This window comes from Flavobacterium sp. FlaQc-49 (assembly GCF_044005985.1).
GTDB classification, from domain to species: domain Bacteria; phylum Bacteroidota; class Bacteroidia; order Flavobacteriales; family Flavobacteriaceae; genus Flavobacterium; species Flavobacterium cupriresistens.
Genome location: NZ_JBIPCS010000003.1, coordinates 302749 through 321073, shown reverse-complemented (window position 1 = coordinate 321073; position 18325 = coordinate 302749). Strand labels below are relative to the sequence as shown.

15 protein-coding genes are annotated in these 18325 nt (G+C 35.0%); 5 read left to right on the top strand and 10 right to left on the bottom strand.

Annotated features, from left to right (window positions below):
* Positions 1-95 precede the first annotated feature (95 nt).
* Positions 96-2702: a DNA mismatch repair protein MutS gene (mutS, locus tag ACHRV3_RS07760; RefSeq protein ID WP_395433859.1), complete on the bottom strand. Its 2607-nt coding sequence runs from the start codon at positions 2700-2702 to the stop codon at positions 96-98.
* 160 nt (positions 2703-2862) lie between these two features.
* Here mutS and ACHRV3_RS07755 point away from each other — a divergent pair, with 160 nt between their 5' ends.
* Positions 2863-3282: a DUF1573 domain-containing protein gene (locus ACHRV3_RS07755; protein WP_047773212.1), complete on the top strand. Its 420-nt coding sequence runs from the start codon at positions 2863-2865 to the stop codon at positions 3280-3282.
* A 77-nt stretch (positions 3283-3359) separates the two neighbouring features.
* On the top strand, positions 3360-3896 hold the full coding sequence (locus ACHRV3_RS07750; RefSeq protein ID WP_047773293.1) for an RNA methyltransferase: 537 nt from the start codon (positions 3360-3362) through the stop codon (positions 3894-3896).
* A 136-nt stretch (positions 3897-4032) separates the two neighbouring features.
* Here the strand turns inward: ACHRV3_RS07750 and folK are convergent, their stop codons facing one another.
* Positions 4033-5163, bottom strand: a complete 1131-nt coding sequence (gene folK, locus ACHRV3_RS07745) for a 2-amino-4-hydroxy-6-hydroxymethyldihydropteridine diphosphokinase (RefSeq protein ID WP_047773211.1) — start codon at positions 5161-5163, stop codon at positions 4033-4035.
* 137 nt (positions 5164-5300) lie between these two features.
* Here folK and sppA point away from each other — a divergent pair, with 137 nt between their 5' ends.
* Both sppA and ACHRV3_RS07735 read left to right on the top strand, forming a co-directional pair.
* Positions 5301-7058, top strand: a complete 1758-nt coding sequence (gene sppA / locus ACHRV3_RS07740; protein ID WP_395426690.1) for a signal peptide peptidase SppA — start codon at positions 5301-5303, stop codon at positions 7056-7058.
* Positions 7059-7596: 538 nt separating this feature from the next.
* Positions 7597-10191, top strand: a complete 2595-nt coding sequence (locus ACHRV3_RS07735) for an AsmA-like C-terminal region-containing protein (RefSeq protein WP_395433858.1) — start codon at positions 7597-7599, stop codon at positions 10189-10191.
* 43 nt (positions 10192-10234) lie between these two features.
* Here the strand turns inward: ACHRV3_RS07735 and ACHRV3_RS07730 are convergent, their stop codons facing one another.
* Both ACHRV3_RS07730 and ACHRV3_RS07725 read right to left on the bottom strand, forming a co-directional pair.
* Complete coding sequence (locus ACHRV3_RS07730) at positions 10235-11323, bottom strand: glycosyltransferase family 9 protein (protein WP_395433856.1); 1089 nt, start codon at positions 11321-11323, stop codon at positions 10235-10237.
* Between the two features lie 223 nt (positions 11324-11546).
* Positions 11547-12341, bottom strand: a complete 795-nt coding sequence (locus ACHRV3_RS07725) for a DUF2797 domain-containing protein (protein WP_395426687.1) — start codon at positions 12339-12341, stop codon at positions 11547-11549.
* Positions 12342-12583: 242 nt separating this feature from the next.
* Between ACHRV3_RS07725 and ACHRV3_RS07720 the strand changes: the two genes are divergently transcribed.
* The gene (locus ACHRV3_RS07720) at positions 12584-14095 is read left to right on the top strand and encodes a GH3 auxin-responsive promoter family protein (RefSeq protein WP_047773201.1); all 1512 of its coding nucleotides are present in this window, start codon (positions 12584-12586) and stop codon (positions 14093-14095) included.
* Positions 14096-14572: 477 nt separating this feature from the next.
* On the opposite strand, the gene serB is transcribed toward ACHRV3_RS07720, so the two are convergent.
* The 6 genes from serB to ACHRV3_RS07690 form a co-directional block, all read right to left on the bottom strand.
* Positions 14573-15802, bottom strand: coding sequence for a phosphoserine phosphatase SerB (gene serB / locus ACHRV3_RS07715; RefSeq protein WP_230004550.1), 1230 nt, complete (start codon positions 15800-15802; stop codon positions 14573-14575).
* Positions 15803-16038: 236 nt separating this feature from the next.
* The gene (locus tag ACHRV3_RS07710) at positions 16039-16479 is read right to left on the bottom strand and encodes a VOC family protein (protein WP_395433855.1); all 441 of its coding nucleotides are present in this window, start codon (positions 16477-16479) and stop codon (positions 16039-16041) included.
* A 49-nt stretch (positions 16480-16528) separates the two neighbouring features.
* Complete coding sequence (locus ACHRV3_RS07705) at positions 16529-16963, bottom strand: ATPase (RefSeq protein ID WP_047773194.1); 435 nt, start codon at positions 16961-16963, stop codon at positions 16529-16531.
* A gap of 2 nt (positions 16964-16965) precedes the next feature.
* Positions 16966-17382 carry a VOC family protein gene (locus ACHRV3_RS07700; protein WP_047773192.1) on the bottom strand — a complete coding sequence of 139 codons (417 nt, stop codon included), beginning with the start codon at positions 17380-17382 and terminating at the stop codon, positions 16966-16968.
* An 11-nt stretch (positions 17383-17393) separates the two neighbouring features.
* Positions 17394-17801 (bottom strand): SRPBCC family protein, encoded by a 408-nt coding sequence (locus ACHRV3_RS07695; RefSeq protein ID WP_395433854.1) that lies wholly within the window; start codon positions 17799-17801, stop codon positions 17394-17396.
* A gap of 32 nt (positions 17802-17833) precedes the next feature.
* A complete protein-coding gene (locus ACHRV3_RS07690; protein WP_047773188.1) occupies positions 17834-18241 on the bottom strand; it encodes a VOC family protein in 408 nt (135 codons plus the stop codon).
* Positions 18242-18325 lie beyond the last annotated feature (84 nt).

Sequence of the window (18325 nt, the reverse complement as noted above, 5' to 3'; positions counted from 1 at the left end):
AAATTTAGGACATTTATTGAGTTATACAAGCGTTTTTTGAAAATATTTTTCACTTATTTTATAACTTTCTGATAACCTAATCTTTAAATATGAAATTATTTTTTCACTAACATTCTTTTGATCTCATTCAGCTTCATTAACGCTTCAACCGGTGTGATCGCATTGGTATCAAGCCCCATAATTTCTTCCTTTATCTCTTCTAACAAAGGGTCATCTAAATTAAAGAAACTCATTTGCATTTCTTCTTCGCCGGATTTGATTCCGTTTAAAGCATCGCTGGAATGATTCTTCTCTAATTTCTTCAATAACTTCTGTGCTTTCAAAATAACAATTTGTGGCATTCCCGCCATTTTCGCTACATGAATACCAAAACTATGTGCACTACCGCCTTTTACAAGCTTTCTGACAAAAAGAACGGTATCTTTTAGTTCTTTTACTGCAACATTATAATTCTGAATCCTCGGCAATGATTCTGTCATTTCATTTAACTCGTGGTAATGCGTCGCAAATAACGTTTTTGGTCTTGCCGGATGCTCATGCAAAAACTCTGCAATGGCCCACGCAATAGAAATACCATCGTACGTACTGGTTCCTCTACCAATTTCATCAAGCAACACCAAACTACGATCTGAAATATTATTCAAAATAGAAGCCGTCTCATTCATCTCTACCATAAAAGTCGATTCTCCCATCGAAATATTATCCGATGCTCCTACTCTGGTAAAAATTTTATCCACGATCCCCATTCTCACACTGTCTGCCGGAACAAAACTTCCCATTTGAGCCAGCAATACAATCAAAGCCGTTTGTCTCAAAATAGCCGACTTACCCGACATATTGGGTCCGGTAATCATAATAAGTTGTTGGGTTTCTCTGTCTAAGAAAACATCATTGGCTATATAAGGCGTTCCAACCGGTAATTGTTTCTCGATAACCGGATGCCTACCGTTCTTAATTTCCAACTCAAAAGTCTCATCAATTTCAGGACATACATATTGATTCTCTATAGCAAGTTGTGTAAAGGAACACAAACAATCTAATTGCGCCACCAGATAGGCATTCATCTGAACCGGCTTTATATAAGTCGAAATCCAGGAAACCAACTTCTCAAAAAGATCTGTTTCGATTTTATGAATTTTCTCCTCCGCACCTAAGATCTTTGTTTCGTATTCTTTTAATTCTTCGGTAATATAACGCTCTGCATTTACCAAAGTTTGTTTACGAATCCATTCTGTCGGCACTTTATCTTTATGTGTATTTCGAACTTCAATATAATATCCGAAAACATTATTGAATGAAATCTTCAACGAAGAAATTCCTGTTCGCTCTGATTCTCTTTTTTCAATACCTTCTAAATATTCTTTTCCGGAGGTTGAAATCGCTCTTAAATCATCTAATTCTTCACTGATGCCTTTTGCAATTACATTTCCTTTTGCCACGGCAACAGGCGCATCCTGATTTAAAGTAGTTTTGATTTTTTCTCTTAACAAATCACAGGCATGCAGACTGTCTCCAATTACTTTTACCGCTTCCTGAGGGCTATCAAGTGCCAAAGTTTTGATTGGAATGATAGCATCCAGCGATTCTTTAAGATACACAATCTCGCGCGGTGAAATTTTCCCTGTCGCTATTTTTGAAATCAAACGCTCCAAATCTGAAATCTGTTTGATTTGATATTGAATGTCTTGCAGGACTTCCTGATTTAATTTCAAATAAGAAACCACTTCATGACGGCCTTTTATTTTTGTACTATCTTTTAAAGGAAGTGCCAACCAACGTTTTAACAAACGTCCTCCCATTGGCGAAAGGGTTCTGTCAATAACATCCAGAAGCGTAACTGCATTTGGATTATAACTGTGGTATAATTCTAAATTTCGAATGGTAAAACGATCCATCCAAACATAAGCGTCTTCTGCGATTCGTTGAATTGTTGTGATATGCTGTACGCGGTTGTGTTGTGTTTCCGACAAATAATACAACACCGCTCCCGAAGCAATAATTCCTTCTTTCAACTCTTCGATACCAAAACCTTTTAGCGAAGAGGTTTGAAAATGCTTGGTAAGAGTCTCTAAAGCATAATCCTCTTTATAAATCCAGTCTTCCAGATAAAAACTATGAAAAGTCTCTCCGAAAGCCTCCTTAAAATCATTTTTATTATTCTTTGGAACTAAAACCTCACTTGGACTAAAGTTCTGCAATAATTTATCAATGTACTCTGCATTTCCCTGTGCTGCTAAAAATTCACCAGTAGAAACATCCAGAAAAGAAACTCCGATACTGTTTTTAGCAAAATAAACAGAGGCCAAAAAGTTATTTGTTTTTGACTGTAAAACCTCATCGTTTAAAGAAACACCCGGAGTTACCAATTCGGTAACACCACGTTTCACGATTGTTTTAGTCATTTTAGGATCTTCCAACTGATCGCAAATTGCTACACGAAGTCCTGCCTTTACTAATTTTGGCAAATAGGTATTAATAGAATGGTGTGGAAACCCTGCCAAAGCTGTTTCGGTTTCAGAACCCGCACCTCTTTTTGTTAGTGTTATACCCAGAATTTTAGAAGCTCTGATGGCGTCTTCTCCAAAGGTTTCGTAGAAATCTCCTACTCTGAAAAGCAAACAGGCATCAGGATATTTTCTCTTGATTTCATTGTACTGTTTCATTAAGGGTGTTTCCTTCACCACTTTCTCTTTCGCTGCCAAATTATTGTATTTTAAATGAAAAAATTTATGACAGCGAATTTATGCTATTTTAAAGAAATATCGAAGAGCTTCAAAAATTAAAATATTTTAAGCTTTTTTTAAGCGCACATATAAGAATTTTATCTAGATTTGTTACTAATTAAATAAGACCCTAAAAAAGATGAAAAAAATAATTTTAATCGCAATGTTGACTGTAGTTGGAATTACAGCTTCTAACGCTCAAAGTACTAAGAAAAAAGCAGCTAAAGTTGAAGGAGCTGGAATGGCTTTCGAAACTGAAACAATTGACTACGGAACTATCGCTCACAATGCAGATGGAAAACGTGAGTTTGTTTTTGTAAACAACGGAAGCAAGCCACTTATCATTACTAACACACAAGGATCTTGTGGTTGTACGGTACCAACTTCACCAAAAGAGCCAATCGCTCCGGGTGCAAAAGGTACTATCGGTGTAAAATATGCTACTGACAGAGTTGGTGCTTTTACAAAAACGGTAACGGTTACTTCTAATGCTGAAGGACAACCAACAAAAGTACTTACCATTAAAGGTACTGTTTTACCAGATCCAGTTAAAAGCTAATCTGAAAAACAATTTAAAATAATCGAAAAAGCTTCCTTATCTTTGGAGGCTTTTTTTATGACCTGAATGCAATGCAAATGAGAAAACTTGAAAATAGTGAACTAGACCGAAAATCAATTGAAGATTTTAAAGAATCCAAAAAAACACCGCTGATTTTAGTATTGGATGATATTCGCAGTTTACACAATATAGGATCTGTATTCAGAACCGCTGATGCTTTTTTGATTGAAAAAATAATCCTGTGTGGTATTACCGCTACTCCTCCCAACAAAGAGATTCACAAAACCGCTCTTGGCGCTACCGAAACTGTAGCCTGGGAACATCATGAAAATGTACTGGAGGTTATTGAAAACTTAAAGAAAGAAAACGTACTGACGCTTGCCATCGAACAAGTAGAAAGTTCTGTTTTTCTTCAGGATTTTGAAGTAAAGAAAGATCAAAAATACGCCTTGGTTTTCGGAAATGAAGTTTATGGAGTTGCTCAGGAAGCTGTTGCGCTTTGCGATGGCTGTATCGAAATTCCGCAATTAGGAACCAAACACTCTTTAAACATTTCTGTAAGTGCCGGAATTGTAGTCTGGGATTTGTTCCAAAAACTCAGCTGGCCGAAATAGATAATGTGGCAATGTGTCAATTAGATAATGTGCCAATTTGGAAATGTGTTAATTGAAAATGTGTTAATTGGATAATTGCCATGTTTACCACGTTCAGAATAATTATCAAATTATCAAATTGACACATTATCTAATTTTAGATCTTCTTGCGTATTTCATCCAGAATAAAAAGATAGTCTTCGTGTTTTTTTACAAAATCGCGGTCTGAGACGTCAATAATCAGAACATTCAAATCTGTTTGTGATTTAATATAATCCAAGTAACCGGTATTGATTTTATCTAAATATTCGGCCGAAATATTTTGCTCGTAATTTCGTCCGCGTCGTTTGATATTTTCCAACAATCGGCCTGTATTCTGATACAAATACACATACAGATCGGGCTTTTGCATTTCTTTGTAGATGATATCAAATAAGTTTCTATACAAACGATATTCATCTTCAGCAAGTGTAATTTTAGCAAAAATCAGCGATTTAAAAATATGGTAATCGGCTACCACAAAATCTTTAAACAAATCAAATTGAGCCAAATCATCAGATAGCTGCTGGTATCTATCTGCCAGAAAAGACATCTCTAACGGAAAAGCATATCGGTTTTGGTCTTTATAAAACTTAGGCAAAAACGGATTGTCTGCAAAACGTTCTAAAACGGTTTTAGCATTGAAATCTTCCGCTATTTTATGTGATAAAGTCGTTTTTCCTGCCCCGATATTGCCTTCAAAAGCAATATAATTAAACTTCTCAAGCGGAATATCTCCCAACGGGTTTTTCAAATCCTGAACAACAGTACAAACACTATCATCCGGTGTAATTGCAATTAATTCGGATATGGTTTTCTGAAAAACAGGATGTTTCCAATCTAATTTCAAATCCTGCATGGGCAGCAATACAAATTTTCTGTTTTGCATTAACGGGTGCGGAATCTGAAGTTTTTCCGACTCAATAATTTCATCGTCAAAAACAATCAGATCAATGTCAATCGTACGGGCTTGATATCCTTCCTGATTTCCCCTGATTCGTCCTAATTGTTTTTCTACTTTCAGCACCTGATTAAGTACTTTCTGTGCAGAAGCATTGGTGTGCAAAATAAGAGCACAATTATAAAAAGCATCACTTTCAAAACCCCAGGCAGGTGTTTCATATAGCTTTGAAACCTGAATTATGGTCCCTACTTCCTGATGTATCAAACGAATACAATCTTCGATGTTTGCTAAACGATTTCCTTCGTTACTTCCTATAGATAATACGACCTGATGCTGTGATTTCATAATAAATGCAAATTAACTAAAACTATTTTAGAATTAACAATATATTTGTAAAACGAGTTCTCAATTTAATTCAGAACTTGTTTTTAAAACTTGTAACATATTGCCTCTTATCGCTACTTATTAAAAAAAACATATTTATGAAATTTCTAGGAAATGTAATTGCCACTGTGATTGGTATTTTTGTATTCATTATGCTATTCTTTTTTGGAGTACTTCTAATTGGAGCTATTTTTGGAGGAAGCGAAACCGTTTCTGCCAAAGCTGATTCTGTTATCGAATTAGATCTGAGAAAAATCAGAAATGACTATGCCGGAAAATACAAAGACCCTTGGGTTACCGTTTTTTCAGACCAAAAAGATGTTGGTTTAAGTGATGTTATTAACGCCATTGAAGCCGCTGAAGCTGACGATAATATTAAAGGTATTTCAATCTTAAACGATCAATCTTCGTTGGGACTTGCGCAATGTAAAGATTTAAGGAATGCGCTTGAAAAATTTAAAAAGTCAGGTAAATTTGTTTGGGCTTATGCTAATACTTACTCTCAAAAAGAGTACTATTTAAACTCTGTTGCCAATACAGTTTATTTAAACCCTGCAGGAGATTTAGATTTTAAAGGTCTTTCGTCTGAAATCATGTTTTTTAAAGATTTTCAGGACAAATCCGGTATTCATATGGAAGTGATACGCCACGGAAAATACAAAAGTGCTGTTGAACCCTTTTTAGAAAACAAAATGAGCGATGCTAACAGAGAGCAAGTAACCGCTCTTTTAAATTCGATCTGGTCAACGGTTTCTAACGACATCTCAAAAAGCAGAAATATACCGGTAGCCAAACTAAATGAAATTGCAAACGGTCTCTTAGCAAGAACACCGGAAATGGCTAAAGCACAACATTTAGTTGACATTGTCGCTTATGAAGATGTTTATCATAATGCCATCAAAAAAGCATTAAAAGTTGCTGATGATGAAGAGTACAACAAAATCTCGATCTTAGATTACACACAAAATAACATTACAACAGCTTTAGCAAATACCTCTAGTGATCAGATTGCTATTATTTACGCTCAAGGCGAAATTCAAAGCGGTGAAGGTGATGTTACGGTAATTGGTGAAGGATCCATGCGTCGTTCTTTGCAGGAAGCCAGAAAAAACAAAGACGTTAAAGCTATTGTTCTTAGAATTGACAGCCCGGGCGGAAGTGCTTTGACTTCTGATTTGATCTGGAGAGAAATTGAAATTACCAAAAAAGTAAAACCTATTGTGGTATCTATGGGTAATTATGCGGCATCCGGCGGATACTACATTGCTTGTAACGCAAATAAAATTTTTGCCGAAAGCAATACAATAACAGGTTCGATTGGAGTTTTCGGAGTATTACCCAATTTTACGCCCTTAGCAACTAAATTAGGGATTAATACTGAACAAGTAAAAACACACGAAAATTCAGCCAATTACAGTCCGTTTGTGCCATTAGACGAAAACTTTAAAGCCTTTACCTTAGAAGGTGTAGAAAACATCTATAAAACTTTTGTAACACGTGTAGCTGAGGGTAGAAAAATGTCTTTTGCTCAAGTAGATGCTATCGCTCAGGGAAGAGTGTGGTCCGGTAGTGAGGCTATAAAAATTGGTCTGGTTGATCAAATTGGCGGACTAAACGCCGCTATTGCGGAAGCTGCTAAAATTGCTAAAATAAAATCATACAGCACACAGAATTATCCAGAGTACGAAAAATCATTTGATGATTTATTATCCGGTCTGCCTTTTGCAAAATCAAAAGAAGCTTTCATAAAAGAAGAAATTGGTGAGGAAAATTACAGGATTTTAGAACAGGTAAAAAGATTCCAAAAACAAAAAGGAGTTCAGGCTATGCTGCCGTACGGAATAAACATTCAATAAAAGAAACTTGTTGTGTCTATTTATTTTTTAACACATAGAATCATAGTCTCAAAAAGACTTTTCACTTAAAAAAAATCACATAGACTATTCGAAAAAGAAAGCTGATTTTCCTGAAACATTTCCGAGCATTACTTTCGAATCTATGTTTCTATATATTAAACAGCACTAATTCTATTTTTTGCAAACAAGTTCAAAAAGAATAAAAATCAACACAACCCGTCTGAGACAAACTCAGGCGGGTTGTTTATTTTAATTAACCAAAAGTTAATTTCTACTTAACATCTTTAACCTGTCATCTTATCTATTTTAGCCGAAAATTACAGCATTCCAGTAAGACCAAAATCAGCCCTTGATAAAGTATTAAAAACATAGAAAATTAATTTATTTTTTTTTGATAGCTTGCCTTAATCGAAATTCGATCGACGGCAGGCTATTGTTTTTTATGAAAATTTTCAAATAAACTCAAGTATAAAAGTCTATTTTTGCAAGTATAGTACATCTCAAATCAGAATCGTAAACCTCAAACCTACAATTAATTATGTTGAAGAAAATTTTAAAAATCTCAGCCATTGTCCTCGTGGTATTTATTGCCGCCTTATTCGCCATTCCCTACTTTTTTAAAGATCAGATTAAAGCAAAAATCTCCGAAGCCATTAACGAAAGTGTAGACGCCAAAGTGAGTTTTGCAGATGCTGATTTAAGTTTGTTCCGAAACTTTCCGAATGCCACTGTTGGAATTGATAAATTAGTTATCATCAACAAAGCCCCTTTTGAAGGAGACACTTTGGTATCATTAGGTAAATTAAATCTAAAGATGAGCATCAAAGAACTTTTCAAAGGAAAAGAGGAACCTTTAAACATCGAGGGAATTAGTTCTGAAAATGGTTTAATCAATATTATTTTTAACAAAGACGGTGTCGGGAACTTTGATATTGCTTTAAAAAACAAAGAAAAAACAGAAAAAGAAGAAGCCGGAAAACCTCTTGCTTTAAAGATTCAAAACTACAAAATCGAGAATTTTACTTTTAGATACATTGATCAGGGGTCTAAGATTAAAATGGTAATTGACAGTTTAAATCACGAAGGAACTGGTGACTTCACCAACTCAAAACTGGATTTGACTACCAAATCTACTGCGAAAGTTTCTTTAGACATGGATAAAACCAATTTCATGAATAAAGTATCTCTGACTTTAGATGCTGTTCTTGGCATTGACTTAGAGAAAAGCAAATATACTTTTAAAGAAAACAAAGCTTTAATTAACCAATTGCCACTGGAATTTGACGGATTCATTCAAATGGTTGAAGCGGGTCAGATTTATGATTTAAAATTTAAAACACCTACTTCTTCCTTTACGAACTTCTTAGGGTTAATTCCTTCTGCCTATGCCGCTGGTTTAGACGGTGTAAAAACTACGGGAGACTTTACTGTAGCTGGTTTTGCAAAAGGAGAATTAACCGAAACAACGGTACCAAAATTCAATATTGCAATTGCCTCAAACAATGCTTCTTTTCAATATCCGAACTTACCAAAATCGGTTCAGAATATTGTAATTGACACCAAAATCATCAATGAAACAGGGATCTTAAATGACACTTATGTTAATTTAGACAAACTTTCTTTTAGAATTGACCAGGATGTTTTTAGCGCAAAAGCCAATATTAAAAACATAACTGTAAATCCGATTGTAGATGCAGCTTTAAAAGGAACAATCAACTTAGCCAATCTTTCAAAAGCCTATCCAATCAAATTAGACAAACCTTTGGCCGGTATTTTAAAAGCAGATGTAACTACCAATTTTGATATGGCTTCTGTAGAGAAAAGCCAGTATCAAAACATCAAAAATGCAGGAACAATGCGTTTATCCGGTTTTAAGTATACGGATGAGAACAACAAATCTATGAACATCAGTACGGCTTTGGTCGAATTTAATCCAAGTAAAATCAACCTTAAGCAATTTGATGCTACTACAGGAAAAAGCGATATCAGCATCAACGGAGTTCTGGAAAATTTCTATGGTTTTATGTTCAAAAAACAAGAACTTAGAGGAAACTTCAACATGAGTTCTAACCAACTTGCTGTTGATGATTTCATGACTTCGGGCGAGCCGGCAACAGCCACAACGCAAGCAAAACCTACCGAAGCGATGAAGATTCCCGCGTTTTTAAATTGTACCCTAAACGCAAAAGCAACTACCGTTTTGTACGATAATTTAAAACTAAAAGATGTTTCCGGAAGATTGATTGTTAAAGACGAAAAAGCAACTTTAGAGAACTTTAAAACGTCTATTTTCGGAGGAACAATTGGCTTAAACGGAGCGGTTTCTACCAAATCTAAAGTACCTACTTTTGACATGAATTTAGGTTTTAATCAAGTAGATATTGCTCAGACTTTTACGCAATTGGACATGATGAAAAAAATTGCTCCTCTGGCAGGAATCATCAACGGAAAATTAAATTCTACGATTAAACTAAACGGAAATTTAGATGCCAAAGAATTAACTCCGGACTTAAAATCAATTTCGGGAGATTTACTGGGGCAGTTGCTTTCGAGTACACTAAATGCTAAAAATTCTACGGTATTAAATTCCTTAACTTCAAACATCAAATTCCTTGACGCAAGCAAATTGAATTTAAATGATTTGAAAATGGCTTTGACTTTTGAAAACGGAAAAGTAAATGTAAAACCATTTGACATTAAATACCAGGATATCAAAATCACAGTTGGAGGAACGCACGGTTTTGACCAAACCATGAATTACAATCTAAAATTAGATGTTCCGGCTAAATATTTAGGAAGTGAAGCAAACGCATTGATCGCTAAAATGTCTCCTGCAGATGCCGCAAAACTGGATAATATTCCTGTGAATGCCATGATTACCGGTAATTTCTCTAATCCGAAGGTAACAACCGACATGAAAAGCGCCGTTACCAGTTTAACGACTCAATTAGTAAATCAACAGAAAGATAAACTGACCCAAAAAGGTACATCAGCTCTTACGGATTTGATTAATAAAAACACAAAATCTAAAGATACAACGAAAGCTGCGGCAACTGAAAAAGAGAAAAAGACTCAGGAAGTTACCAAAAAAGCAGGCGACTTATTGAACGGTTTGTTTAAGAAGAAAAACTAAACAACAAAAAAAGGTCAATCTCGCGATTGACCTTTTTTTATGCTTAAACGGCTTTTGAATAAGCTTTTAGCTTTCCGTTATTTAAAATTCCATTCAATATTTTAAAATAATCCTTTAGAGAACAAGTAGTAACATCAACTCCAATGCTAGAGTTATCATAAGGCTCATATTTTTTAAGATCTGAGACCGAAAAAAAACCTACTGTCGGGGTCTGAACCGAGCTTGCTAAATGCATCATACCACTATCGGCTCCTATAAAAACCATTGCATTTGCTATTACCGCTCCAATCTTTCTAATGTCTTTACTATAAAATGATGGCGCTTCAAAACCAATCTGTGATACATTTTCGATTGGCAAAATTTCGATTATGGTATAGTCTGCGTATTGTTGTTTAAGCGCTTGGTAAAAATCCATCCACCAGTCTTGTGACAAACATTTTGTCCCGGTAGCATAGGTAAACAAACAAATTGTTTTTTTCGAACTGCCGTCTACTATTTTCTTTAAAGTTTTTTTGCCTTTTTTGAGTTCAGGCTGTGTTAATTTCAGATCTAAAGGCAGAATTATGCTGTTGCTTTTTGCTAATCCCAGTTTTGTTAGATAGTTCCTGAAATTATAAACAGGATACTTGGCAATATGGCCATAATCACTTTTTACATGCTGATGCTGCTGCTGATCACTTAAATCTCCGTAGAATTTATATTTTGCCCTTGAAAAAATGATCGCCAAACGTCCCGATGAAGAATTCTGATCTACATTAATCGCCATATCGTAGGGCTGTCTTCTTATCGAAATCCAAACTTTACAGTACTTCAGCAAACTTTTAAAAGGTTTTTTGGGTAAATGAATTGTTTTATGGACCGTATCGTAGTTTTTAAAAATAATTGGCGCCAGCGGTCCTTTTACAAATAAATCGATTTTACAATTTGGAAACATTTCTGAGACTTCCTGAACCAATGGTGTAATCAATAAAAGATTTCCCAGTCGTGCATTGGGTCTGCAAATCAAAATTCGTTTTATTTCTGTTTTATCTACTAAAACAATATCTAAGTCTCTTTTTGATTTCCCAACATTCTTAGTCAGACTGTGCATTACGCGCCTTCTGAAAACATTTATGGCAGTTAAAACACTCATAACTATATAATTTACGTATTAGAAAAAATATCTCTGTATTCAAGAAAAACAACCATCATTTGAACCTCTTCAAATCTAAATTGTTTTGTTCTCTAAAATAAAAATCTTCTAATAAGTAATTATTATAAAATTGTAATCAAATGTATCAACTTCTTCATGCTTTTCACAGAAAAAACAGCACCTAATGCCAACAGAATAAACTAGTTAACCAAACAATAAAAAACTAAACTGCAATGGTTACAACATAGCCTTCTGAGCTTCGAACATTAAAAACAGTACCATTTTCAAAGATCAGATACTGCCCTTTTATTCCCGTTAGTTTTCCTCTAAATGTAGGTGTTTTATCTAAATTTAGACTCGTTACTTTTGCCGGAAAATTTAAAACCGGATATTGTAATTCGTACAAATCATTCTTTTGACTGTAAAAATACTCGCGCGCTTCTTCCGGAATTAAACTTTCTACTTTTTCTTTCTCTTTAATCAAGTCAAAAGTCTGTGTTTCGTTCTGAAGCATTTTTCGCCAATTGGTTTTGTCGGTATAATGACTTTTTAAAGCAACTTCTGTGATTCCAGCCAAATAACGATTCGGAACCTCAACAATTGCAATCGCCTGACTCGCTCCCTGATCAATCCAACGGGTTGGTACTTGCGTTTTACGGGTTACCCCAACTTTTATATCACTCGCTACCGCCAGATAGACAATATGAGGCTGCAATTGCACTTTTTGCTCGTATTCCAAATCACGATCTGCGATTCCTAAATGTGCCGTACTCAATTCAGGTCTCATAATCCAATCTCCAACAGCCGCACTTGAATAAAAGCATTCGTAACAAAATCCCTGTCTGTATATCTTTTTCTTTTTACCACAATTCAGACATTGATATCCCACAAAACTGACTTCAATTTCTTTATTCAATAATTGATTCATATTGAGAAAACTATCTTCAAAAACCAAATAATATTGAATAGGGTTTCCGATTTCTGTTTGCATTTTTGTAAGTACGCCTTGATATGTCATTGGATTTTAGATTGCTGATTTTAGACTTTAGATTTACTTTTAAGGGCGGTGAATTCTGCCTTTTAAATTCAAATTTTGAATTAGATTCTTAACTTAAATAAATTGTATTTTGTAAAAAATACACTATTTTTGGTATGACGACAAAGTTAGTATTTGTATATCGATATTCAAATTTTAAATCTTCTGCTTTTTGATACTAAAATTCAAATCGGAAATTTAAAATCTAAAATCTAAAATTATCCATGCCCTTATCAATAATCAACTCGTTTGCATCTTGGGTTCTTAAGCAAAGAATTCATCAAATAGAGCTCTTTCTAAAATACCCGAATGAAGTTCAGGAAGAATTGTTACATAACTTATTGACTGCTTCTGAAAACACGATTATAGGAAAACAATATGAATTTTCGTCCATAAACTCGTATCAGACTTTTGCTGAGCGGGTGCCTATTGCTACTTACGAGGAATTGCAACCTCTAATTGAACGAACACGTCAGGGAGAACAGGGTGTTTTTTGGGAAACGCCAATCAAATGGTTTGCTAAGTCAAGCGGAACTACTAATGCCAAAAGTAAATTTATACCGGTCAGTAATGAAGCTCTCGAAGATTGTCATTATAAAGGAAGTAAGGATTTGCTTTGTCTGTACCTGAACAACAATGAAGATTCAGAATTGTTTTTGGGAAAAAGTCTTCGTTTAGGCGGAAGCTCTCAGATTTACGAAAACAACAATACTTTTTTTGGAGATCTTTCGGCCATTCTGATCGAAAACATGCCAATCTGGGCCGAATTTAGTAGTACTCCAAGCAACAAAACTTCATTAATGACCGAATGGGAAGCTAAAATTGCAGCCATCATCAATGAAACCAAAAATGAAAATGTAACCAGCTTTGCCGGAGTTCCGTCGTGGATGTTGGTTCTAATGAATAAAGTTTTAGAAGATACAGGAAAAGGAAGTTTATTGGAGCTATGGCCCAACCTTGAAGTTTATTTTCACGGCGGTGTGAGCTTTTCTCCTTACAAAGAACAATACAAGAAAATCCTGCCTAGCAAGGATTTCCAATATTACGAAATATACAATGCCTCAGAAGGCTTTTTTGCGATTCAGGATTTAAATAATTCGAGTGATTTATTATTGATGCTGGATTATGGAATTTTCTATGAATTTATCCCAATGGATACTTTTGGAACTCTAAATCAGAAAGTAATTCGCCTGGCTGACGTTGAATTAAATAAAAACTACGCTATTGTTATTACCACAAATTCAGGTCTATGGCGCTATTTGATTGGTGATACGGTTCGTTTTACTTCTTTAAATCCTTATAGAATCAGAGTTACCGGAAGAACCAAACATCACATCAATGTATTTGGTGAAGAATTAATGGTCGAAAATACCGATCAGGCCATTGCCAAAGCCTGTCAACTTACTCAAACAGAAGTAATCGATTATACGGTTGCCCCTATTTTCATGAAGGACAAAGAAAAAGGAGCACACGAATGGATGATCGAATTCAAGAAAAAACCGGCAGATGTGGGGCTTTTCCAAAAAGTATTGGATGAAACCTTGCAGACTTTAAACTCCGATTACGAAGCCAAACGCTACAATAATATGACCTTAAATCCTTTGGTAATTAACGTTGCCAGAGAAAATTTGTTTTACGACTGGCTAAAAGAAAGAGACAAATTGGGTGGTCAACATAAAATACCAAGACTTTCGAATCAGAGAGATTATTTGGAACAATTAAAGGAAATGTCGTGATTTTTTTGAAATTCCAAATTTTTTAAATTCCAAATTCCAAATCTGGAGTAGAACTTTGGGGATCTGGGATAGTTGTTGCCGTAGCTTTTTTGAAATTCCAAACTTTTGAAATTCCAAATTCCAACCTGGGGTAAAACTTTGGGGATCTGGAATGATTGAAGGTGCTATAGTTTTTTTGCCACAAATTACTCTAATTATCACAAATTAAAACCTGCTGTTCTATATTCTCAAACTTAATAAACTCACATTGTCAGGCTGAGCGAAGTCGAAGCCCCTTTATCCCTTAAAAGCCTTCGACTTCGCTCAGGGTGACACCATCTTTTTAAATCATATCAATGCGCCTATCGTAAAGTGTAGTTTTTTGCCACGAATTACTCTAATTTTCACAAATTAAAGCCTGCTATTCTATATTATCAAACTTAATAAACTCACATTGTCAAGCTGAACAAATCCCATTAGGATGAACGAAGTCGAAGCCTACATCATATCAATATACCTGTCGTGATATCCTAACAGATACAAAACACCGTCAAGTCCTAAGCTTGAAATTGAGGTTGCGGCATTTTCTTTTACTTTTTGTTTGGCGTGAAAAGCGATTCCCAAACCGGCTAAGTTTAGCATCGGTAAGTCATTTGCACCGTCACCCACAGCTATTGTTTGGTTAATGTGAATCCCTTCTTTGTCGGCGATAGCTTTTAAATGCTCTGCTTTTTTCTGTCCGTCGATAATATCTCCTAAATATTTACCGGTCAGTTTACCGTCTATAATTTCCAACTGATTCGCGTGAACATAATCAATTCCTAATTCCTTTTGCAAGTATTCGCCAAAATAGGTGAATCCTCCGGAAAGGATTGCTGTTTTATATCCGTAGTATTTTAAGGCTTTCATCAGACGATGTGCTCCTTTTGTTATAGGTAATTTTTCTGCAACGGATCGTAAAACATCTTCACTCAATCCTTCCAATAAAGCCATGCGTTGCTTGAAGCTATCGTTAAAATCAATTTCACCATTCATGGCCTGCTCTGTAATTGCTCTTACCTGCTCGCCTACTCCGTTTAATTCGGCTAACTCATCAATTACTTCGGTCTGAATCAATGTCGAATCCATATCAAAACAAACCAGACGTCTGTTTCTTCTGTAAATATTGTCTTCCTGGAAAGAAATATCAACATCTAATGTTCTTGAAATCTGCATAAAACTGGCCGTCATGACAATTTTATCTACAATTTCTCCGGTTACCGCTAATTGTATGCAAGAACGAGGATTTTCTTCTATCTCAATAATAGAAGTTCTGCCTGTTAGTCTTATAATGGAATCAATATTCAGATTTTGATCAGACAATATTTTAGTCACTGCGGCCAATTGTGAAGCGGCCAATTGCTCTCCTAAAATATTAATGATATAACGTTGTCTTGATTGCGATTTTACCCAGGTTTCGTAATCTTCAATAGAAATCGGAGTAAATTTTACTTTGATTTCCAGTTCATAAGCTTTAAACAGCAAATCTTTTAAAACAGGTCCCGAACTTGAACCGGATTCAATTTCGAATAAAATTCCTAATGAAAGTGTATCGTGAATATCGGCCTGACCTATATCTAAAATAACAGCGTCATAAGTTGCCAATACCGCGGTTAAACCAGCTGTAACTCCCGGCTTATCATGACCGGAAACTTTTAATAAAATAATCTCTTTGCCTTCTGCTGCCATGTTTTCTTTATTGATTACGAAGCGACAAAAATCGGCAATCTATTGTTGATAAAAAAGAATAATCATTGTTTTTTTAGACCTAAAAAACACAAATCAATGGCTATTTTTTAATTAATTTAACATTTAACGCTAATTATTAAAATAAATATACTTTTGGTAACTTCAAACAAAAAATGACTCCTTTTTGAGGAATCATTTTTTGGTCTTTTAAAGATAAAATAATTGCTTATCAGTCTTTATTTACTTGGCATATTTTCATCAAAATTTACCATCCAGCTGATGTCAAATTTGTCTTTGAACATTCCGAAATACGCACCCCAGAATGTTTTTTCCATCGGCATATAAACGGTTCCGCCAGCTGATAATCCGTTAAAAATTCGATCTGCTTCTTCTGTACTTGCTACGTTAATTGAAACGGAGAAATTCCCACCAACTACTACATCTCCGGATTGTTCGCTGCTATCGCTTCCCATCAAAATAGTATCTCCAATTGGTAAAGAAACGTGCATGATTCTGTCTGCATCTTTTTCTGATGCACCTGTACATCCTTCTTCGCCTTCAGGCATATCTTTAAATTTTCCGATATACGGAAATTCTCCTCCAAAAACTGATTTATAAAATAGGAATGCTTCTTCGCAATTTCCATTAAATATTAAATAAGGGTTTACTGTTGCCATGATATTTTATTGTTTGTTGTTATTATTTATTGTCATTGATCATTTATTCTTATTCTGCTAATTCTTTTACTTTTTCCAATCCTTTTGGAAAAGTCTCTTTGAAGTAATCCAGGTATTTTTCGACTACATCAACGTGAGCCACCAAATCAGTAAATTCGCCGTCAGCTGTTAATCGATACGTTTCCATGGCACCGCTCCATTTTTTTGTTTCCTCATCAATGGGCATTTCCTTAAAATCTTTTAGTTCACCTAAATGTTTAAAAGCCATATATTCGTTAGGAATCTTTGTTTCAATAATGCTATACATTCCTTCACCTCCAGGGGATAAAAAATGTATTGTATCTCCTTCGTTCCAGTTACTTATTGTAGAGGAACCTTCGCAGAAAACTTCAGTCCATTTCTTATAGGTTTCCTCCTCCCATAAAACTGACCATATTTTCTCTCGTGAAGCCTTTATTCTAATTGCAAATTCTAATCTTTCCATATCTAATTTTGTTGTGGTAGTTTACTAAAATCCATATATAAAACATTCCAGCGATGACCGTCTAAATCGGCAAAACCAAAACCATACATCCAACCCTGGTTTTCTGCCGGCGGAGCAAAAACAATCCCTCCGGCTGCTTTTACCTTTTCTGCTAATGCATCTACTTCCTCTTTACTTTCGGCATCAATCGAAATCAGGATTTCTGAACTCGATTGTGTATCTGTAATTTTGTTCTGAGAAAAGCTCTCAAACAAAGCATCTTCAAAAAGCATTACTACAAAATTCTTTTCTCCAACCAACATACAAGTCGAGCTGGGCGTATCCTGTTGCTCATTAAAAGTAAACCCTACTTTCAAAAAAAAGGCTTTTGCTTTTGCTACATTCTTAACAGGTAGATTCAACCAAATTTGTTTTGTCATCTTTGTCCGTTTTAGGTTGCACTTTCTACATAACTTTTAAAACTATCCATAATAGCCTGCCAGCCTCCGCGTTGCATTTCTTCCGAATTTTCTATTTCAGGGTCAAAACTTTCAACCACTTCTACTCCGTTTGGCGTTTGCTTGAAGCTAATCTCCACTTTACGTCCATCTGTTATTACATAATTGATGGCTTCGTTTTGTTTGACCAACGTATATTCTCCTTCAAAATCAAAACTCATACTGCCATCTTTTGCAGCCATAGTCGATTTGAATTTTCCGCCCTCTTTTACATCATTCTCAGCATAAGGGGTATGCCAGTCCGGCGAAGGTGTGTTCCATTTTGTAATGTGTTCCGGTAATGTCCAAAATTCCCAAACTTTACTTATCGGTGCATCGATTGTATTCTTTACTGTAATCATAGTTGTTTAAGTTTATATTGTTAGTTAAAAATTTAATTTGAAGGAGCCTGACTTTCATCCATAAAGAAGATTTCCCAATGATGTCCATCCGGATCTAAAAAAGCTTTTTGGTACATCCAACCATAGTCTTTTGCCTCCATATATTCTGTTCCTCCGGCTTTTACAACTGCTGCTATTATCTCATCTACTTTTTCACGACTGTCAACGGATAAAGCCGTCAAAAATTCCGTGCTCTTAGAGGTGTCACAAATTTGTTTATTAGTAAAGGTTTTGAAAAACTCCTCTAAGAGAAGCATGGCAAAAATATTTTCACCAATTTCCAAACAAGCTGCTTTATCATCTGTAAAGTTTAGATTGAATGTAAAACCCAATTCCGTAAAAAAATCCATGGACCGTTTTAAATCTTTTACAGGAAGATTTAAGAAAATTTCTGTTTTCATATTTATAAAATTACTAATTATTTAAGACAAATTTAGAATTTTAAACAATCCTTAAGAATACAATAAAAGTCATTTTTAGGGTCG